The organism is Ramlibacter tataouinensis (assembly GCF_001580455.1).
GTDB classification, from domain to species: Bacteria; Pseudomonadota; Gammaproteobacteria; order Burkholderiales; family Burkholderiaceae_C; genus Ramlibacter; species Ramlibacter tataouinensis_B.
In genome coordinates this window covers 2,095,298-2,113,000 of sequence record NZ_CP010951.1, presented here as the reverse complement: position 1 = coordinate 2,113,000, position 17,703 = coordinate 2,095,298, and the positions used below count along the sequence as shown (strand labels likewise).

General features: G+C 71.3%; 17 protein-coding genes. 12 read left to right on the top strand and 5 right to left on the bottom strand.

Going from position 1 to position 17,703, the window contains the following annotated elements; translation table 11 throughout:
- The first annotated feature begins 1 nt into the window (after position 1).
- The 9 genes from thiO to UC35_RS10150 all read left to right on the top strand — a co-directional run bounded on the left by thiO (position 2) and on the right by UC35_RS10150 (position 8,449).
- Positions 2-1,021 (top strand): glycine oxidase ThiO, encoded by a 1,020-nt coding sequence (gene thiO, locus UC35_RS10190; RefSeq protein ID WP_061498865.1) that lies wholly within the window; start codon positions 2-4, stop codon positions 1,019-1,021.
- The gene (thiS, locus tag UC35_RS10185; protein ID WP_082793000.1) at positions 1,018-1,221 is read left to right on the top strand and encodes a sulfur carrier protein ThiS; all 204 of its coding nucleotides are present in this window, start codon (positions 1,018-1,020) and stop codon (positions 1,219-1,221) included. The genes thiO and thiS overlap by 4 nt, the downstream gene beginning before the upstream one ends.
- A 2-nt stretch (positions 1,222-1,223) precedes the next feature.
- Positions 1,224-1,997: a thiazole synthase gene (locus tag UC35_RS10180; protein WP_061498862.1), complete on the top strand. Its 774-nt coding sequence runs from the start codon at positions 1,224-1,226 to the stop codon at positions 1,995-1,997.
- 49 nt (positions 1,998-2,046) lie between these two features.
- Positions 2,047-3,588 (top strand): thiamine phosphate synthase, encoded by a 1,542-nt coding sequence (locus UC35_RS10175; RefSeq protein WP_061498859.1) that lies wholly within the window; start codon positions 2,047-2,049, stop codon positions 3,586-3,588.
- A 154-nt stretch (positions 3,589-3,742) separates the two neighbouring features.
- The gene (locus UC35_RS10170) at positions 3,743-4,573 is read left to right on the top strand and encodes a chromate resistance protein ChrB domain-containing protein (protein WP_061503777.1); all 831 of its coding nucleotides are present in this window, start codon (positions 3,743-3,745) and stop codon (positions 4,571-4,573) included.
- Positions 4,574-4,638: 65 nt separating this feature from the next.
- Positions 4,639-5,973, top strand: coding sequence for a chromate efflux transporter (gene chrA, locus UC35_RS10165; protein ID WP_061498855.1), 1,335 nt, complete (start codon positions 4,639-4,641; stop codon positions 5,971-5,973).
- A gap of 48 nt (positions 5,974-6,021) precedes the next feature.
- Positions 6,022-7,032, top strand: a complete 1,011-nt coding sequence (denD, locus tag UC35_RS10160) for a D-erythronate dehydrogenase (protein WP_061498852.1) — start codon at positions 6,022-6,024, stop codon at positions 7,030-7,032.
- A gap of 12 nt (positions 7,033-7,044) precedes the next feature.
- Positions 7,045-7,854, top strand: a complete 810-nt coding sequence (otnI, locus tag UC35_RS10155; protein WP_061498850.1) for a 2-oxo-tetronate isomerase — start codon at positions 7,045-7,047, stop codon at positions 7,852-7,854.
- A gap of 10 nt (positions 7,855-7,864) precedes the next feature.
- Positions 7,865-8,449, top strand: coding sequence for an IMPACT family protein (locus UC35_RS10150; RefSeq protein ID WP_061498847.1), 585 nt, complete (start codon positions 7,865-7,867; stop codon positions 8,447-8,449).
- A gap of 163 nt (positions 8,450-8,612) precedes the next feature.
- Here UC35_RS10150 and UC35_RS10145 read toward each other — a convergent pair whose 3' ends face one another.
- The gene (locus UC35_RS10145; protein WP_145979394.1) at positions 8,613-8,804 is read right to left on the bottom strand and encodes a DUF3606 domain-containing protein; all 192 of its coding nucleotides are present in this window, start codon (positions 8,802-8,804) and stop codon (positions 8,613-8,615) included.
- Between the two features lie 153 nt (positions 8,805-8,957).
- Positions 8,958-9,713: a DUF72 domain-containing protein gene (locus UC35_RS10140; protein ID WP_227820520.1), complete on the bottom strand. Its 756-nt coding sequence runs from the start codon at positions 9,711-9,713 to the stop codon at positions 8,958-8,960.
- A gap of 116 nt (positions 9,714-9,829) precedes the next feature.
- Here UC35_RS10140 and UC35_RS10135 point away from each other — a divergent pair, with 116 nt between their 5' ends.
- Together UC35_RS10135 and UC35_RS10130 are read left to right on the top strand one after the other, a co-directional pair.
- Positions 9,830-11,305 carry a M20 family metallopeptidase gene (locus tag UC35_RS10135; RefSeq protein WP_061498839.1) on the top strand — a complete coding sequence of 492 codons (1,476 nt, stop codon included), beginning with the start codon at positions 9,830-9,832 and terminating at the stop codon, positions 11,303-11,305.
- A gap of 108 nt (positions 11,306-11,413) precedes the next feature.
- Complete coding sequence (locus tag UC35_RS10130) at positions 11,414-12,271, top strand: alpha/beta hydrolase (protein ID WP_061498837.1); 858 nt, start codon at positions 11,414-11,416, stop codon at positions 12,269-12,271.
- On the opposite strand, the gene UC35_RS10125 is transcribed toward UC35_RS10130, so the two are convergent.
- From UC35_RS10125 to UC35_RS10115, 3 genes are read right to left on the bottom strand one after another with little or no spacing between them, the layout of a single operon-like run.
- The gene (locus UC35_RS10125) at positions 12,237-13,424 is read right to left on the bottom strand and encodes an MFS transporter (RefSeq protein ID WP_061498834.1); all 1,188 of its coding nucleotides are present in this window, start codon (positions 13,422-13,424) and stop codon (positions 12,237-12,239) included. The genes UC35_RS10130 and UC35_RS10125 overlap by 35 nt on opposite strands.
- Entirely contained in the window at positions 13,421-14,134 is a 714-nt protein-coding gene (locus tag UC35_RS10120; RefSeq protein ID WP_061498831.1) for a 16S rRNA (uracil(1498)-N(3))-methyltransferase, read from the bottom strand. Before UC35_RS10120 ends, UC35_RS10125 begins: the two co-directional genes overlap by 4 nt.
- 18 nt (positions 14,135-14,152) lie before the next feature.
- Positions 14,153-15,331 (bottom strand): aminoglycoside phosphotransferase family protein, encoded by a 1,179-nt coding sequence (locus tag UC35_RS10115; RefSeq protein ID WP_061498829.1) that lies wholly within the window; start codon positions 15,329-15,331, stop codon positions 14,153-14,155.
- 74 nt (positions 15,332-15,405) lie between these two features.
- On the opposite strand from UC35_RS10115, the gene UC35_RS10110 reads away from it, so the two are divergent.
- Positions 15,406-17,697 carry an LPS-assembly protein LptD gene (locus UC35_RS10110; protein ID WP_227820519.1) on the top strand — a complete coding sequence of 764 codons (2,292 nt, stop codon included), beginning with the start codon at positions 15,406-15,408 and terminating at the stop codon, positions 17,695-17,697.
- Positions 17,698-17,703 lie beyond the last annotated feature (6 nt).

The window sequence follows — 17,703 nt, the reverse complement described above, 5'->3', positions numbered from 1 at the left end:
CATGAAGATCGGTATCGCAGGGGCAGGCCTGGTGGGCCGGCTGCTCGCCTTCCGGCTGGCGCGCGCCGGCCACGCGGTCGAGGTGTTCGACCCCGCCGCCGACGCGCAGGCGCGCGGCGCCGCCGGCTGGACCGCCGCGGGCATGCTGTGCCCGGTGGCGGAACTGCAATGCGCGGACGAGCACGTGTTCGCGCTCGGGCTGCGCTCGCTGGAGCTGTGGCCCGAGATCGCGGCGCAGCTCGACGTCGATCTCGAAGTGCGGCGCGAGGGCAGCCTGCTGTTCGCCCATCGGGGCGACGAAGGCGCGGCCGCGCGCACCATCGACTTCCTGACGCGCAAGGCGCCGCCGGGCTTCGAGCCGCAGCCGATGACGATGGCCCAGGCGCGCGAGCTGGAGCCGGCGGTGCAGGGCCCGGCGCATGCCTGGCTGCTGCCCGGGGAAGGCAGCCTGCACACGGTGCAGGCGATGCAGGCGCTGGCGGCGGCGGCGACGCGCGCCGGCGCGCGCTGGCACTGGGGCCGCAGCGTCGAGCGGCTGGAGCGCGGCGCACTGTGGAGCCGGGGCGAGCGCCATGCGTTCGACTGGGTGTTCGATGCGCGCGGCGCCGGTGCCCGGCCGGAGCTGCCGGTGCGCGGCGTGCGCGGCGAAGTGTTCACGCTGCACGCGCCCGGGGTGGCGCTGCGCCGTCCGCTGCGCCTGCTGCACCCGCGCCACGCGGTGTACCTGGTGCCGCGCGGCGGTGACCAGGTGGTGGTCGGCGCCAGCTCGATCGAGAGCGAGGACCGCTCGCCGGTGTCGCTGCGCACCACCGTCGAACTGCTGGCCGCGGCGCACAGCCTGGTGCCCGAGCTCGGCGAGGCGCGCATCGTGCTGGCCGACACCAACCTGCGCCCGGCCCTGCCCGACAACCTGCCGCGCGTCGAGGCGCAGCCGGGCATCACGCGCCTCAACGGCCTGTACCGGCACGGCTGGCTGATCGCGCCGGCGATGGTCGAGCAGGCGCTGGAGGCCTTGGCATGATGCAAGTCACCCTGAACGGCGAGGCGCGCGTGCTGCCCGCAGGCGCCACGCTCGCCGACCTGATCGCCGGCCTGGCCCAGCCGCCGCAGTGGCTGGCCACCGCCGTTAACGGCGAATTCGTCCCGCGCGCGTCGCGCGCGCAGCGGCCGCTGCGCGACGGCGACGCCGTCCTCACTTTCCAACCCATCACCGGAGGCTGACCATGGCATTCCAGATCGCCGGGGTCGAGCTCGAGAGCCGCTTCTTCCTCGGCACCGCACGCTACCCTTCGCCCGCCGTGCTGGAGCAGGCGATTGCCGCCTCGGGCGCGCAAGTCGTCACCGTCGGCCTGCGGCGCCAACTGGCCGCTGGCGGCACGCCCAACGACCTCCAGCTGATCCGCGACAGCGGTGTGCACGTCTTGCCCAACACCGCCGGCTGCCACACGGCACGCGAGGCCGTGAACATCGCTCGCATGGCGCGCGAGCTGTACGAGACGAACTGGATCAAGCTCGAGGTGATCGGCGACGAGTACACCCTGCAGCCGGATCCCTTCGAGCTGCTCGCCGCCGCCAAGGAGCTGGTGAAGGACGGCTTCGAGGTCTTTCCCTACTGCACGGACGACCTGGTGGCCTGCCAGCGCCTGCTCGACGCCGGCTGCCGCGTGCTCATGCCCTGGGGCGCGCCGATCGGCTCGGGCCAGGGCCTGCTCAACCCGACGGCGCTGCGCACGCTGCGCGCGCGCCTGCCGGGCGTGCCGCTGGTGGTCGACGCCGGCATCGGCTCGCCCAAGGACGCGGTGCAGGCGATGGAACTCGGCTACGACGCCGTGCTGCTCAACTCGGCGGTGGCGCTGGCCGACGACCCTGTCACGATGGCGCGGGCGTTCCGGCTGGCGATCGAATCGGGCCGCCTGGCCTACGAAGCCGGCGTGATGGCCAAGCAGGAGATGGCGGTGCCGACGACGCCGGTCACGGGCCGGCCGTTCGTTCTATGAGCGCCGCACGGCCGGCGCAGGACACGAAGTGTCAAGCGTGGGGGCACCCATGAGGCCGATCGTCTGGACCGTTTCGGGCAGCGGCGCCGGCCTGCAGGCGGACCGGCGCGCGCTCGAGGCGTTCGGCGCGCACGGCTGCAGCGCCGTCGCGGCGCTGACCGCGCAGAACGCCGTCGGCGTCGAGGCGGTCGAGCCGGTGGCCGCCGCCATGCTCGATGCGCAGCTCGCGGCGCTGGCGCGCGACATGCCGCCGGTGGCCATCAAGACTGGCCTGCTGGGCTCGGTGGCCAACCTCGACGTGGTGGTGCGCTGGATCGACCGGCTGCGCGAGTCGAATCCCGCGCTGGCCGTGGTGGTCGACCCGGTGCTGGACGCCGGCCCGGGCGCGGCCTTCGGCGGCGAGGCCTGGCCGCGCGCCTATTGCGAACGGCTGCTGCCGCGCGCCACGCTGCTCACGCCCGATCGCGCGGCGGCCGCGGCGCTGCTGGGCCTGCCGCCCTTGCGCGGTCGCCACCAGGTCGAGCAAGCCGCGCGCCGCCTGCGTGCGGCGGGCGCGGCGGCCGTCGCGATCGCCGGCGGCGACGCGGCGGAGGGCGTCGCCGCCGACTTCGTCGATGCGCCGTGGGCCGCCGGCTGGCTGCGCCTGCCGCAGGTGCAGGCCATGCCGCGCCCCGAAGCCACGGGCAGCGTCTTCGCCGCGAGCGCGACCGCCGCGCTCGCACTGGGCTTCGTCGAGATCGAAGCCGTGGTGTTCGCCACGATGGCGAACGCGCAGGCCCTGCGCGAGCCGTTCCCGGCCGGCGGCGGCGCGGTGCCGGGGCACCCCGCGCCCGGGTTCGCCCGGCGCATGGCGCACCTGCCCGAGTTCGTCCGCGACCCGCAGCAGGTGCAGCCGGGCTTCGCGCCGCTGCGCAGCGCCGACCTCGGCCTGTACGCGATCGCCGACAGCGCGGACTGGATCGCGCGCGTCACGGCCGCCGGCGTGAAGACCGTGCAGTTGCGCATCAAGGACCGCTCGCATCCGCGCCTGCGCGAGGAGGTGCGGCGCGCCGTCGCGGCCTGCGAGCGCGCCGGCGCGCAGCTGTTCGTCAACGACCACTGGCGGATCGCCCTCGAGGAGGGGGCCTATGGCGTGCACCTCGGCCAGGAGGACCTGGACGAAGCTGACCTCGGCGCCATCGCGCGCGCCGGACTTCGGCTGGGGATCAGCACGCACTCCTGCTGGGAGGTGTGTCGCGCCTGGGCGCTGCGCCCGAGCTACATCGCCTGCGGGCCGGTGCATCCGACGGCGGCCAAGAAAATGCCCTGGATCCCGCAGGGCAATGCCAACCTGGCGTACTGGTGCGGCGTGCTGCCGCTGCCGGTGGTCGCCATCGCCGGCATGGACCCGGCGCGCGCGGCGCAAGCGCGGCAGTGCGGCGCCGCTGGCGTCGCGGTGATCAGCGGCATCACGGCGGCCGCCGATCCCGAGCAGGCCATCAGCGACTACCAGGCTGCGATGCAGGCTGCGCCGCGCGGGGCCGCCGAGACGCCGCCGCTGCCCCGGCCGACGCTGCTGCGGGCACCGGCGCTTCCCGACGGCCGCGCATGAGCTTGCTGCCCAGCGCCGGGGCCGCGCTGCGAGGCGCCCCTGGCCCTGAAGGCCTGGACTAGAATTTGGCGTATCGGGAAAGCAGCCTCCCGGCCCCGCAAGGGATAGACGGTGTCCCGTCCAAGCGCTGGCAACTCGCACATGGAGTTTGACCGTGGACACCGCCCTGCCTTCTTCCATTTCTCCCCAGGACTTCATCGACCGGCTCGGCACGCCCGAGGCCCCGTGGGTGCTCGACGTGCGCCGCGACGAGCGCTTCGCCGAAAGCGACCGCATGGCGCCGCGCGCGCAGCGCTGCGCCCCGCAGGACCTCGCGCGCCTCGCGCGGGAACACGCGGCTCGCGAGGTGGTCGTGTACTGCGTGCACGGGCACGAGGTCGGCCAGGACGCCGCCGCGCAGTTGAATGCCGCCGGCTGGCGCGCGCGCTGGCTCGAAGGCGGCTTCGAAGGCCTGGTTGCCGCCGGCTTGCCGACGCTGCGCAAGCGGCCGGACCTGGGCCTGGCCAGCGGGCAGCCTTCGCGCTGGATCACGCGCGCGCGGCCCAAGATCGACCGCATCGCCTGCCCCTGGCTGATCCGCCGCTTCATTGACCCGCAGGCGCAGTTCTTCTACGTCCCGACCGGGCAGGTGTTCGCTGAAGCGAGGCGCCTGCAGGCCGTCCCTTACGACATCCCGGGCGCACCGATCGAGCACGAGGGCGGGCAGTGCAGCTTCGACACCTTGCTGGCGGCGGTCGACCTGCGCGATGCGGCGCTCGAGGGGCTCGCGCGCATCGTTCGCGGCGCCGACACCGACCGCCCGGAGCTGGCGCCGCCATGCCGCGGCCTGCTCGCCGTGTCGCTCGGCATGTCGGCGCTGCACGCGGATGACCACGCGATGCTGGAAGCGATGCTGCCGGTCTACGATGCGCTCTTGGCCTGGTGCCGCCGCGCGCAGGGCGAGGTCCACAACTGGAATCCACAGTCAATGAAAGCCGCCGCATGAGCCGCACGGCCGCTCCGAAGGCTCATGGCACCGCAGCCCGCAGCCCGCAGGGCGGAGGTTTTTGTATGAACGAAGCGGAGGTGACCTTCGCGCAAGCCTCCCGCTTCTGGCTCAAGCTCGGTTTCATCAGCTTCGGCGGCCCGGCCGGGCAGATCGCGGTGATGCACCGCGAGCTGGTCGAGCGCCGGCGCTGGATCTCCGAGCGGCGCTTCCTGCACGCGCTGAACTACTGCATGCTGCTGCCCGGTCCCGAGGCGCAGCAGCTGGCCACCTACATCGGCTGGCTGCTGCACCGCACCTGGGGCGGCGTGGTGGCGGGCGGCCTGTTCGTGCTGCCCTCGCTGTTCATCCTCATCGGCCTGAGCTGGGTCTACGTGGTGCATGGCCAGGTGCCCTGGGTGGCGGCGCTGTTCTACGGCATCAAGCCGGCGGTGGCGGCCATCGTGCTGCATGCGGTGTGGCGCATCGGCAGCCGCACGCTGCGCAGTCCGCGCCGGGTGCCGTTGTTGTGGGCCATCGCGGTGCTGAGCTTCATCGGCATCGCCTGGCTGGACGTGCCCTTTCCCTGGCTGGTGCTGGCGGCGGCGCTCGCCGGCGCGCTCGGCGGCCGCTACCTGCCGGACCAGTTCCCCGGCGCCGCCGGCCACGGGGGCGATGCCGACCCGCACGGGGCGGAACGCTATGTGATCGACGACGACACCCCGCCGCCGCCGCACGCGCGATTCAGCCGCGCACGGCTGGCCGGGATCGTGGCCGCGGGCGCGTTGCTCTGGCTGCTGCCGATGGTGGCGCTGCTGGCCTGGCATGGCTGGCAGGGCACGCTGGCGCAGATGGCCTGGTTCTTCACCAAGGCCGCGCTGATGACCTTCGGCGGCGCCTACGCGGTGCTGCCCTACGTCTACCAGGGCGCAGTCGAGCATTTCCAGTGGCTCACGCCGGCGCAGATGATCGACGGCCTGGCGCTGGGCGAGACCACGCCGGGGCCCCTGATCATGGTGGTGGCCTTCGTCGGCTTCGTCGGCGGCTGGACACGCCAGGTGCTGGGGCCCGACATGCTTTTCGCCGGCGCGGCGCTGGCGGCCACGGTGGTCACCTGGTTCACCTTCCTGCCCTCCTTCCTGTTCATCCTGGCGGGCGGGCCGCTGGTGGAGGCGACGCACGGCCAGCTGAAATTCACCGCGCCGCTGACCGGCATCACGGCCGCGGTGGTGGGCGTGATCGCGAGCCTGGCGCTGTTCTTCCTGGTCCATATCGCGCGGCCGGCCGGCGCCGCGCAGGTCGACTGGGCGGCGCTGGCGATCGCGGCCGTCGCAGCCACCGCGCTGCTGCGCTTCAAGGTGGGCGTGATCCCGGTCATCGTCAGCTGCGCCCTGGCCGGGCTGGGCTTGCACTGGTTCTGAATCCGGCGGCTCGCCGTATCATGGTCTGCTCACTTCGACAGCCATCGCATGAACATCCTGATCACCGGCGGCAGTGGTTTTCTCGGGGCGCGGCTTGCCGGCGCCTTGCTCGCGAAGGGCAGCCTGGGCCTGGCCGGCGCGGCGCCGCGCGACATCAGCTCGATCACCCTGGCCGACCGGGCGCCCCCGCCCGCCGAGCTGGCCGGCGATGCGCGCGTGCGCTTCGTGGGCGGCGACCTCAACGAGCAGATCGCGGCGGGCCAGTTGCCGGCCGCCGCCACCGATGCCGTGTTCCACCTCGCCGCCGCCGTCAGCGGCGAATGCGAGGCCGACTTCGACCTCGGCATGCGCAGCAATTTCGACGCGACGCACGCGCTGCTGGAAGCCTGCCGCGCGCTCGGCAGCCGGCCCACGGTCGTCTTCGCCAGTTCGCTGGCGGTGTTCGGCAAGCTGCCGGGCCAGCCGATGCCGGCCGTGATCGAGGACTTCACGCTGCCGACCCCGCAAAGCAGCTACGGCACCCAGAAGTACGTGGGCGAGCTGCTGGTGGCGGACATGACGCGCAAGGGCTTCATCCGCGGCCGCAGCGTGCGCCTGATGACCGTCAGCGTGCGCCCCGGACGGCCCAACGGCGCGGCCTCGGGTTTCCTGTCCGGGATGATCCGCGAGCCGCTGGCGGGCCTGCAGGCCGCCTGCCCGGTCGAGCCCGACACGGTGGTGGCCCTGTCCTCGCCGGCGCGCACCATCGAAGGCATCATCCGCGCCGCCGAAGCCACCGACGAGCAATGGGGCCCGCTGACCGGCATGAACCTGCCGGCACTGCGCACCACGGTGGGCGAGATGGCGGCGGCGCTGGAACGCGCGGCCGGTCCGCAGGCGGTGGGACTGCTCGATTGGACGCCCGACCCGGCGATCCGCAAGCTGGTCGACACCTGGCCCGGCAACGTGGCGGCGGCGCGCGCCCAGGCGCTGGGGCTTTCGGCCGACACCGACTTCGATGCGATCGTGCGCGAGTACATCCGCGAGAACCCGCAAGCGGTCAAGCTGCCGGTGAACTAGGGCCTCCCCAAAATGCCGCGTTTCGCCGCCAACCTGTCCATGCTCTATCCCGAGCTGGACTTCCTGGACCGCTTCGAGGCCGCCGCGCGCGACGGCTTTGCCGCCGTGGAGTACCTGTTTCCCTACGCCTACGAGCCGCGCGAGCTGGCGGCGCGGCTGGCGGCCCACGGCCTGCAGCAGGTGCTGTTCAACGCGCCGCCGGGCAACTGGGACGGCGGCGAGAAGGGCCTGGCCTGCCTGCCCGGGCGCGAGCCGGAGTTCCGCGCCGCCATCGGCTCGGCGCTGCGCTACGCGGAGGCGCTCGGCTGTCCGCGCGTGCATGTGATGGCGGGACTGCTGCCGCAGGGCCTGGACCGCGCGGCGGTGCAGCCCACCTATGTGGCGAACCTGCGCTGGGCGGCGGCCGAAGCGGCCCGCCAGAACGTGGCGCTGATGATCGAGCCGATCAACACGCGCGACATCCCGGGCTTCTTCCTGAACCGGCAGGACCAGGCGCACCAGCTGCTGGCGCAGGTCGGCGCGCCCAACGTGAAGGTGCAGATGGACCTCTATCACTGCCAGATCGTCGAAGGCGACGTCGCGATGAAGATCCGCCACTACCTGCCGACCGGCCGCGTGGGGCACCTGCAGATCGCCGGCGTGCCCGAGCGGCACGAGCCCGACATCGGCGAGCTCAATTACGCCTACCTGTTCGGCGTGATCGACGAGGTGTCGGCGCAATGCGGCTGGGACGGCTGGATCGGCTGCGAATACCGGCCTGCGCGCGGCGCGCTGGCCGGCGGCACCAGCGCCGGCCTGGGCTGGCTCAATCGTCCCGCTTGAGGATGGGCGGGTGCCCCTCACGCTCGCCAGCCCGGTCCACAGCGACCTGATCATCAAGAAGAGCCGCTTCATCGGCTGCGTGCAGGCGGTGGAGGGCCGCGCGCAGGCGCAGGCCATCGTCGTCCAGCGGCGCGAGCAGCATCCCGGCGCCGCCCACGTGTGCTGGGCCTTGCTGGCCGGAGGCCAGTCGGCGGCGAATGACGACGGCGAGCCCGGCGGCACCGCCGGGCGGCCGATGCTCGAAGTGCTGCGGCGCCAGGAGCTTGAGGGCGTGCTGGCCACGGTGGTGCGCTACTTCGGCGGCGTCAAGCTGGGCGCGGGGGGACTGGTGCGCGCCTACACCGACGCCGTGGCGCAGGCCTTGCTGCAGGCCGAAAAGATTCCGCTGCGCAAGACCCTGGCGCTGCGCTGCGCGCTGCCCTATGCGCTGGAAGGCGTGGTGCGGCGCGAACTGCAGCAGGCCGGCGCGCAGCTGCGCGAAGTCACGCATGGCGCGCGCGTGGAGATCGCTTTCACCGTCGTCGATGTTGAAGCGCCGGCGCTCGTGGAACGACTCAATGAATCGGGCCAGGGCGCGCTCGCGTGGCTGGACTGAGGCGCGGGTCAGGGAACGAAGACGGCCGCGTCGGTGTAGTCGCCGAGGAACAGCAGGAACACGACCAGCAGCAAGGCGAGCAGGCAACGCAGGAACAGGCTCATCACCGGGGTCATTCGGCGTGCTCCGGCGGCATCACGGTGGAATGGGGCCGACGAGGGGATCAGATCGTCACGATCTTCCGGCCGTCGAGCCATTGCTCGACCGTCGCAGAGGAGTTGCCGACCTGCTCCACCGCCTTGCGCAGCTGCTCTTCGCTGCATTCGAACTGTTTCCGCCACCAGCTCACTTCGCGCGGATCATTCAAGTCGATCAGGCCGCGGTCGGCAGGAATGGTTTCGAAAACGTATGCCATGGCTGTCACTCCCGTTTGTGTTTTGGCAGACGAGAGAATTGGGCGCTTGTTTGCGGCGCAGCACATGACCGCCAGCAGCGAAATAGCCTGTAATCCGCATCCTACCGCCTGCTAGCAAATTGATAGCGCTCATCCCGGCGCGCGGCGCGGGGATCAGCGCAGCAGGCGGATGAGTTCCATGGCGGCGGCGGGGGCGCGCTCCTTGGCGCCGTTGATGAAGAAGGCGAACACTTCGCGCCGTGGTCCCTTGGCAACCCAGGCGCGCGCGCCCTGCGACCACTGGTCCAGCACCGGGGTGGGATAGCCGGTCGGGCACGCCGCCTCGCTGCGCATCAGGCGCAGGTAGGCCAGTTCGCCGTCGGCGTCGGCAATGGCGGGGAACTTTTCCGAATCGGTGTGCACGGTCGCGCAGCCGTAGCGCCGCGCCAGCGCCAGGTACTCTTCCGACGCGAAGCTCTCGTGCCGCACGTCCATCACATGCCGCAGTGGCAAGCCGCCGGCCTCGCGCGGCAGCTGCTTGAGGAACTCTTCCAGGTCGGCCGCGTCGAAGCGGTGGGTCGGCATCAGTTGCCACAGGATCGGCCCGAGCTTGGGGCCGAGCTCGGTGATGCCGCTGCCGACGAAGCGCTGGATCGGCTCGCCGGCGGTGGCCAGCTGCTTGCGCGTGGTGGCGAAGCGGTGGGCCTTGAGGGAGAACACGAAGCCCTCGGGCGTTTCATCCCGCCACTTGGCGAACGTGGACGGCTTCATGGTGCTGTAGTAGGTGCCATTGACCTCGATGGCGGTCAGCTGGCGGCTCGCGTATTCCAGCTCCCTGGCGTGCGCCAATCCCTTCGGATAGAAGTTGTCACGCCAGGGCTCGTAGGTCCAGCCGCCGATGCCCACCCGGATGCGATCGCTGTCCTGCATGGCGGACATATTAGGCGGGCGGCCGCATTCATGCGGGGGCTTTGCAGCACCGTTACGCGGACGAGTGGGGGCGGGCGTACAGTTGCAGGGCTGAAGCATCACCCCTCAACTCCGCCATGAACGCACCCCTGCACCGCGAAATGCCCGCCTCGCTGCTCGACAGCAACGCGGCCCTGGCCCATGCCACCGAGCAATGGGACCGCGACATCCTCCGGCAGCTGACCGACTACATCGCCATTCCGGCGAAGTCGCCGGGCTTCGACAAGGATTGGCTGCAGCACGGTTTCATCGACGCCGTGGTGCGCAACGCCGCCGCCTGGATCGAGGCGCAGAAGGTCGAGGGCCTGCGGCTGGAGGTGGTGCGCCTGCCCGGCCGCACGCCGGTGATCTTTTTCGAGATCGCGGCCACCCGGCCGGACGCGGCGCAGACCGTGCTGATGTACGGGCACCTGGACAAGCAGCCGGAGTTCACCGGCTGGCGCGCCGACCTGGGCCCGTGGACACCCAAGTACGAGGACGGCAAGCTGTATGGCCGCGGCGGCGCCGACGATGGCTACGCGGCGTACGCATCGATCGCGGCGGTGCAGGCGCTGAAGGCGCAGCAGGTGCCGCACCCGCGCATCGTCGGCCTGATCGAGACCTGCGAGGAGTCGGGCTCCTACGACCTGCTGCCCTACGTCGAGGCGCTGCGGCCGCGGCTGGGCGACGTCGGCCTGGTGATCTGCCTCGACTCCGGCGCCGGCAACTACGACCAGCTGTGGTTGACCACCTCGCTGCGCGGCCTGACCGTCGGCACGCTGAAAGTGGAGATCCTCACCGAGGGCGTGCACTCGGGCGACGCCTCGGGCCTGGTGCCTTCGAGTTTCCGCATCATGCGCCAGGTGCTCGACCGCCTGGAGGACAGCGCCACCGGGCGCCTGCTGCCCGCCAGCTTCCACTGCGAAGTGCCGCCCGAGCGCCTGCGCCAGGCGCAGGCCACGGCCGCGATCCTGGGTGAAGAGGTCTACCGGCGCTTCCCCTGGGCCCACCACGACTGCGGCGGCTCCAGCCCCGTGGTCGCGCTGCCGACCACCACCGACCCGGTGGAGGCGCTGATCAAGCGCACCTGGACGCCTGCGCTGTCCGTGACGGGCGCGGAAGGCTTCCCGGCGCTGCAGGATGCCGGCAACGTGCTGCGGCCCTACACCGCCTTCAAGCTGTCGCTGCGGCTGCCGCCCCTGATCGACGCTGCGGCCGCGACGCAGGAGCTCAAGCAGCTGCTGGAAGACAACGCGCCCTACCAGGCCAAGGTGACCTTCGACCCGCGCCCGGCCTCGCCAGGCTGGAACGCGCCGGGCATGGCGCCATGGTTCCAGCAGGCGCTGGATGCCGCCTCGCAGGCGCATTTCGGCGCGCCCTGCGGCTTCATCGGCCAGGGCGGCACCATCCCGCTGATGAACATGCTGAGCGCCGGCTTCCCGGCCGCGCAGATGATGGTGTGCGGGGTGCTCGGGCCGCGCAGCAACGCCCACGGCCCGAACGAGTTCCTGCACGTGCCCTACGCCAAGAAACTCACTGCGGCGGTGGCGCAGGTCATGGCCAGCATGCCGTGAAAAGTGTGAATTGCTGCACAGGAAACCTGGCCAGGCATTCACAAAGCAACTCATCCATAAGCTGAAACGGTTGCGCTCGCCGGGAGGGCGGGCGATCATCGCTGCGCTATGAGCATTGCGCACAGCGAAAGCACGCTCTCGACGTTCACCGCAAGCGATGGCGACAACCTGGCGATGCAGGACTGGCCGGCGCCCGAGGGTCTCGCCGCGCGTGGCACGGTGCTGCTGGTGCATGGGCTGGGCGAGCATGCCGGCCGCTACGAGCACGTCGCGCGGCGCCTCAACAGCTGGGGTTTCGCCGTGCGCGGCTACGACCAGTACGGCCATGGGGAGTCCGGGGGCGAGCGCGGCGCGCTGCCGGACGAGGCCCGGCTGATCGACGACCTGGCCGACGTCATCGAGAGCACCCGCAAGCGCATGGAGCCGCAGCAGCCGCTGATCTTGCTCGGCCACAGCATGGGCGGGCTGGTCGCGGCCTGCCTCGCGGCCATCGGGCAGGTGCGCATCGACGGGCTGGTGCTGTCCTCACCCCTGTTCGACCCCGGCCTGAGCGCGTTCCAGCGGTTCCTGGTCGCGACCTTGCCGCGCGTGGCGCCCACCATGACGGTGTCGAACGGCGTCGATCCCAACTTCATCTCGCGCGACCCGGACGTGGTGGCTGCCTACCGGACCGACGCGCGGGTGCACAACCGGGTCTCGGCCCGGCTGGCGCGCTTCATCGCCGAGGCCGGTCCCATGGTGGTCGAGCACGCGCCCGAATGGACGGTGCCCACGCTGCTGATGTACGCGGGCGGCGACCGCCTGGTCGACCCGGCCGGCAGCGAGGCCTTCGCGCAGGCGGCGCCGCCCCAGGTGGTCAGCACCCACTGCTTCGCCGGCCACTACCACGAGATCTTCAACGAGCCCGACAAGGAGCCGGTGTTCTCGACCCTCAGGCTCTGGCTCGACTCGCACTTCGATAGCTGAGCCACAGCAGGGCCGCCCCGGTGGCCGCCACCGGCACCAGCGAGCCGTAGTTCAGGAGCGTCCAGCCGCGTGTGGTGACCAGCACGCCGGAGGCGAAGGAGCTCAGGGCCAGCGTGGCGAACACGAAGAAGTTCAGGGCGCCCTGCGCGCGGTCCTTTTCCTCCGGGGTGTACGCCGTCAGCGACAGCGTGGTGCTGCCGGTGAACAGGAAGTTCCAGCCCACGCCCAGCATGAACAGCGCCACCGTGAAGTGGTGCAACTCCACCCCCGACAGCGCCACCAGGATGCAGGCGAAGTTGAGCGCCACGCCCACGCCCATCACCGGCAGCGCGCCGAAGCGCTTGATCAGGTGCCCGGTGAAGAAGCCGGGCGCGAACATGCCGATGACATGCCACTGCAGCACCAGCGCCGCATCGCCGAAGGGCAGCGAGCACTGCTGCATGGCGATCGGCGTGGCCGCCATCAGCAGGTTCATCACGCCGAATCCCAGCGCGCCGGCAGCGGCCGACACGATGAAGACCGGCTGCCGCATGATCTCGGCCAGGGGACGACCGGCGGCCGCGCCCTCGGCCGGGCGCGCCGTCGGCGCGAAGTCGATGAAAGCCAGCAGCAGCATGCTCACCAGGGCCACCAGCGCCAGTGCCAGATAGGCGGCGGCAAACGGCGTGGGCAGCAGGTCGCGCGTGCGGCTGGCCAGGGCCGGCCCGATGACCGCGCCCAGCAGGCCGCCGGCCATCACGATCGAGACCGCCCGCTCGCGCATCTCCGGCGGGCACAGCTCGGCGGCGGCGAAGCGGTACAGGCTGGCGTTGGCGTTGTAGTAGCCGGCGACCACGGTGGCCGCGCACAGCAGCCAGAACTGCCGGTTCGCCGCCGCCCAGGCGCACACCAGCGCCGAGGCGAAGGCCACCAGCAGGCCGAACTGGAACGAGCGCTGGCGGCCCCAGCGCGCCTGGGTCCGCGCCACGAAGCCGGTGGACAGCGCGCCGCCCACCACATAGCCCATCACCGGCAGCGTCGCCATCCAGCCCAGCGGCGCCAGCGCCAGACCGACCAGCCCGTTGATCGCGATGAAGATGACGTTGTTGGTCAGGAACAGGCCCTGGCAGATCGCCAGCAGCCCGAGGTTGCGCTTGACGTGACGGGTGTTCATGCGATCAGGGCCAGCGCGGCCAGCAGGGCGAGCGGAGCGGTTTCGGCGCGCAGCACGCGCGGCCCCAGGGTCACGGGAAGAAAGCCCCGTGCGAAGGCGGCCTGCTGCTCTTCGGGCGTGAGGCCGCCTTCCGGACCGGAGAGCGCCAGCACCGGTTCGCCGCCGCCGACATCCGCCAGGGTCCGGGCATCGCTCGCGAGCGACAGGGTCAGGCGCAGCCGGCCGTCGCCGCTGGCCGCCAGCCAGGCCGGGTAGTCCACCAGTTCCCGCACTTCGGGCACGCGGTTGCGTCCGCACTGCTCGCAGGCAGCGACCGCGATCGCCTGCCAGTGCTCGCGCTTCTTGCGGGCGCGCTCGCCGGACAGCCGCAGCACGCTGCGCGAGGTGGCCAGCGGCTGGATCGACGCGGCGCCCAGTTCGGTCGCCTTCTCCACCAGCCAGTCCATGCGCTCGTTGGCCGGGACGCCCACCGCCAGGTGGATCTCCCGGCCGGCCTCGCGCTCCACCGGTTGGTGGTCCTCGACCAGCACCTGCACCTCGGCGCGGCCCATACGCTCGATCCGCGCCTGCCACTCGCCGCCCTCGCCGTTGAACAGCGTGACGGCGTCGCCGGGCTGCAGGCGCAGCACCTGCACGTGGCGGGCGGCGCCGGCCGGCAGCGCCAGCGACTGTCCGGTCACCAGCGGCGCGGGGCAATGGAGGCGGGGCATCGCGGCGACCGGGTCCGGCTACAGCCGCCCGAAGGAATAGGCGGTCTGCGCGTCGGTGCCCTCGACCTGGTCGAGCACGCGCAGCAGCGGCGCGAGCTCGCGGTAGCGGGCGGCGGTCTGGCGGATGTAGCCGATGAAGCGCGGCGTGTCGGCCAGGTACTTGGGCTTGCCGTCGCGCAGCGTCAGGCGCGCGAAGATGCCGGCCACCTTCAGGTGGCGCTGCAGGCCCATCCACTCGACCGCGCGGTAGAACTCGCCGAAGTCGGCATCGACCGGCAGGCCGGCCTTCTGCGCCTTCTGCCAGTAGCGCACGGTGATGTCCAGCACGAACTCCTCGTCCCAGCTGAGGAAGGCGTCGCGCATCAGGCTGGCGATGTCGTAGGTGATGGGCCCGTACACCGCGTCCTGGAAGTCGAGCACGCCCAGCCGCGGCTCGCCGCGTTTCGCTGCCGGGCCGCCCCAAGGCGAAACAGCCCCCTCGGGGGGCAGCGAGGACACGCCAGTGCCGAGCGTGGGGGCCACATCCACTTCGGTGGGGGGCATCATCAGGTTGCGCGGCATGAAGTCGCGGTGCACGTAGACGCTGGGTGACGCGAGGTTGCGCTCGACGATCAGCCGGAACACGGCGTCCAGCGCCTCGCGCAGTTGGCCCTCGACGGCGATGCCGCGGTGGCGCGTCACGTACCAGTCGGGAAACAGCGCCAGCTCGCGCCCCAGCAGCGCCGCGTCGTAGGGCGGCAGCACGCCCGGCCGGGAGGCCAGCTGCCAGGCCAGCAGCTGGTCCAGCGCCTGCAGGTACAGCCCGCGGTTGGCGTCGGCATGGGCCGGGTCGACCGCCTCGATCATGGTGTGCGTGCCGAGGTCGTCCAGCAGCATGAAGCCCTGCGCCTCGTCCCAGGCGAGCACGCGCGGCACATGCAGGCCGGCCTGCGCCATCAGCTGCGCGACCTTCACGAACGGCCGGCAGTCTTCCTTGTCGGGCGGGGCGTCCATGATGATGCGGCTGCCCTGGCGGCCGTCGATGCGCAGGTAGCGGCGGAAGCTCGCGTCGGCCGAGGCGGGCCGCACGCTGGCGGGGATCAGGCCGTGCGCGGGGGCGACGGCGGCAAGCCAGTGGCCGAAGGCAGTCTCGCGGCGGGGGTCATTCCAGCTGACCGGCGCGCCGCCGGCGCCGGCCGGGTTCAAGGATTCGCTCATGGATAATCCATTCTACAAATCGAATGTCCCGCGTTCGCTTCGCTCCCACTCCGCTCGCGCTCGTCGCTTTCGCAATGCTCCACGGCGGTGTGGCGCATGCGCAGGCCGAGCCGCCATTGGTGCTCAAGCCGAGCCCGCAGCTGCGTGAGGACATCCCCGCCACCACGCGCAACCGCCTGCCGACCTTTCTTTCGGGCCGCGAGGTGCACGGCACCCCCGACCTGAACGCGGTGGCCGAGGGCAATGCGCAGCTTCGCCGCGGCGACATGGTCATCATGGCCGACCGGCTCGAGTACTACGCGCCGGACGACCTGGCCAAGGCCCAGGGCAACGTCCACATCAACCGCGCCGGCAACGTCTTCGAGGGCGAGCGCCTGCAGCTGAAGGTGGAGTCCTTCGAAGGCTTCTTCGACGAGACGCGCTACCGCCTGCTGCGCAACGACGCCTATGGCCAGGCCGACCGGGTCGACTTCCTCGACGACAAGCGCAGCATCGTGCGCAACGCCACCTACACCACCTGCCGGCGCAAGCCCGGGCCCAGCTGGATGCCGGACTGGATCCTGCGCGCGGACAGTATCCGCATCGACGAGGAAGACGAAACCGGCCAGGCCGGCGGCGCGGTGCTCAGTTTCATGGGGGTGCCGGTGCTGCCGGTGCCCTCGGTCAGTTTCCCGCTGACGGACAAGCGCAAGTCCGGCCTGCTGCCGCCCACCATCGGCCTGGACAACCTGAGCGGCCTGGAAGTGACCTTGCCGTACTACTGGAACATCGCGCCCAACCGCGACGCCACGATCTACCCGACGCTCATGACCAAGCGCGGCCTGGACCTGGGCGCGGAGTTCCGCTACCTGGAAACCAACTACCAGGGCCGCATCCGGGGCAACTACCTGCCCAATGACCCGCTGCGCGAAGACGACCGCTGGGGCTTCGCGATGCTGCACTCCGGCGCCTTCTCCACCGCCGCCGGCCCGGTCGCGCTCAACCTGAACCTGAACCGGGTGAGCGACGACAACTACTGGAAGGACTTCTCGCGCACCACCGCCTCGCTCACGCAGCGCCTGCTGGCCAACGACGGCGCGCTGTACTGGGGACGCGGCAACTTCACGCTGACCGCGCGCGCGCTCAAGTGGCAGACCCTGCAGGACGTGACCGCCCCCATCGTGCCGCCGTACGACCGCCTGCCGCAGATCGTCGGGCGGCATGTGCGCAACGACCTGCCCGGTGGCTTCGAAAGCTTCCTGGAAGCGGACTACAGCAACTTCCAGTCCGACCCGGTGCTGAACAATCAGCCGAACGGGCAGCGCACCTACGCGCTGGCGCAGATCTCGCGCCCCTGGCAGAAGCCGGGCTGGTTCGTCATCCCCAAGCTGCAACTGCACGCGACCCAGTACCAGTTCGCCGCGCCGCTGTCCACCGGCGCCGAATCGGCCTCGCGGGCGCTGCCCACCTTCAGCCTGGACGGCGGCCTGGTCCTGGAACGCGACGCCACCTACTTCGGGCGCAACTTCCGCCAGACCCTGGAGCCGCGCGCCTTCTACGTGTACACGCCGTTTCGCGACCAGAACTTCCTGCCGAACTACGACTCGGCGCAGAAGGACTTCAACTTCGCGACCATCTACACGGAGAACGAATTCAGCGGCAACGACCGCATCGCCGACAACAACAAGCTCACGCTGGGGGTGAGCACGCGCCTGCTCGATCCCGACAGCGGCGCCGAAGCCGCGCGTTTCGGCGTGGCGCTGCGCTCCCGCTTCGAGGACCAACTGGTGACGCTGCCGGGGGCCGTTCCGGCCAGCGATCGCCTGTCGGACATCCTGTTCGGCGCGTCCGTCAATTGGGTGGCGTCCTGGAGCACTGATGCGATGGTGCAATACGACCCGCAGACTGGCCGCTCGATCCGCTCCACCCTCGGCGGGCGCTACAGCCCGGCCCCGTACCGCGTGCTGAGCGCTGCCTACCGCCTGCAGCGCGCCCAGCCCGCGAGCGAGCAACTCGATCTCGGCTGGCAATGGCCGCTCAACGACCTGTGGCGCCAGCCGGACGACAGGCTGGGGCCCGGCCGGGGCCTGGGTGAGGGCCGCTGGTACAGCGTGGGGCGCCTGAACTGGAGCCTGGCGGACAAGAAGCTGGTCGACACCATCGTCGGCCTGGAGTACGACGCCGGCTGCTGGCTGGGCCGCATCGTGTTCGAGCGCCTGCAAAGCGGCACCTCCACGGCCAACAAGCGGGTCCTGTTCCAGCTCGAGTTCGTCGGCTTCACCCGCATCGGCTCGAACGCCCTGCAGACACTCAGGGAAAATATCCCCCGTTACCAGTTCCTGCGCGAGCAGATCACGCAGCCCAGCCGCTTCAGCAATTACGATTGACCCCGC

Excerpts from the sequence above, each read along its gene's own strand:
- thiO (WP_061498865.1), top strand. The coding sequence starts at position 2 with ATGAAGATCGGTATCGCAGGGGCAGGCCTGGTGGGCCGGCTGCTCGCC.
- thiS (WP_082793000.1), top strand. The coding sequence starts at position 1,018 with ATGATGCAAGTCACCCTGAACGGCGAGGCGCGCGTGCTGCCCGCAGGC.
- UC35_RS10180 (WP_061498862.1), top strand. The coding sequence starts at position 1,224 with ATGGCATTCCAGATCGCCGGGGTCGAGCTCGAGAGCCGCTTCTTCCTC.
- UC35_RS10175 (WP_061498859.1), top strand. The coding sequence starts at position 2,047 with ATGAGGCCGATCGTCTGGACCGTTTCGGGCAGCGGCGCCGGCCTGCAG.
- chrA (WP_061498855.1), top strand. The coding sequence starts at position 4,639 with ATGAACGAAGCGGAGGTGACCTTCGCGCAAGCCTCCCGCTTCTGGCTC.
- denD (WP_061498852.1), top strand. The coding sequence starts at position 6,022 with ATGAACATCCTGATCACCGGCGGCAGTGGTTTTCTCGGGGCGCGGCTT.
- otnI (WP_061498850.1), top strand. The coding sequence starts at position 7,045 with ATGCCGCGTTTCGCCGCCAACCTGTCCATGCTCTATCCCGAGCTGGAC.
- UC35_RS10145 (WP_145979394.1), bottom strand. The coding sequence starts at position 8,804 with ATGGCATACGTTTTCGAAACCATTCCTGCCGACCGCGGCCTGATCGAC.
- UC35_RS10140 (WP_227820520.1), bottom strand. The coding sequence starts at position 9,713 with ATGCAGGACAGCGATCGCATCCGGGTGGGCATCGGCGGCTGGACCTAC.
- UC35_RS10135 (WP_061498839.1), top strand. The coding sequence starts at position 9,830 with ATGAACGCACCCCTGCACCGCGAAATGCCCGCCTCGCTGCTCGACAGC.
- UC35_RS10130 (WP_061498837.1), top strand. The coding sequence starts at position 11,414 with ATGAGCATTGCGCACAGCGAAAGCACGCTCTCGACGTTCACCGCAAGC.
- UC35_RS10125 (WP_061498834.1), bottom strand. The coding sequence starts at position 13,424 with ATGAACACCCGTCACGTCAAGCGCAACCTCGGGCTGCTGGCGATCTGC.
- UC35_RS10120 (WP_061498831.1), bottom strand. The coding sequence starts at position 14,134 with ATGCCCCGCCTCCATTGCCCCGCGCCGCTGGTGACCGGACAGTCGCTG.
- UC35_RS10115 (WP_061498829.1), bottom strand. The coding sequence starts at position 15,331 with ATGAGCGAATCCTTGAACCCGGCCGGCGCCGGCGGCGCGCCGGTCAGC.
- UC35_RS10110 (WP_227820519.1), top strand. The coding sequence starts at position 15,406 with ATGCTCCACGGCGGTGTGGCGCATGCGCAGGCCGAGCCGCCATTGGTG.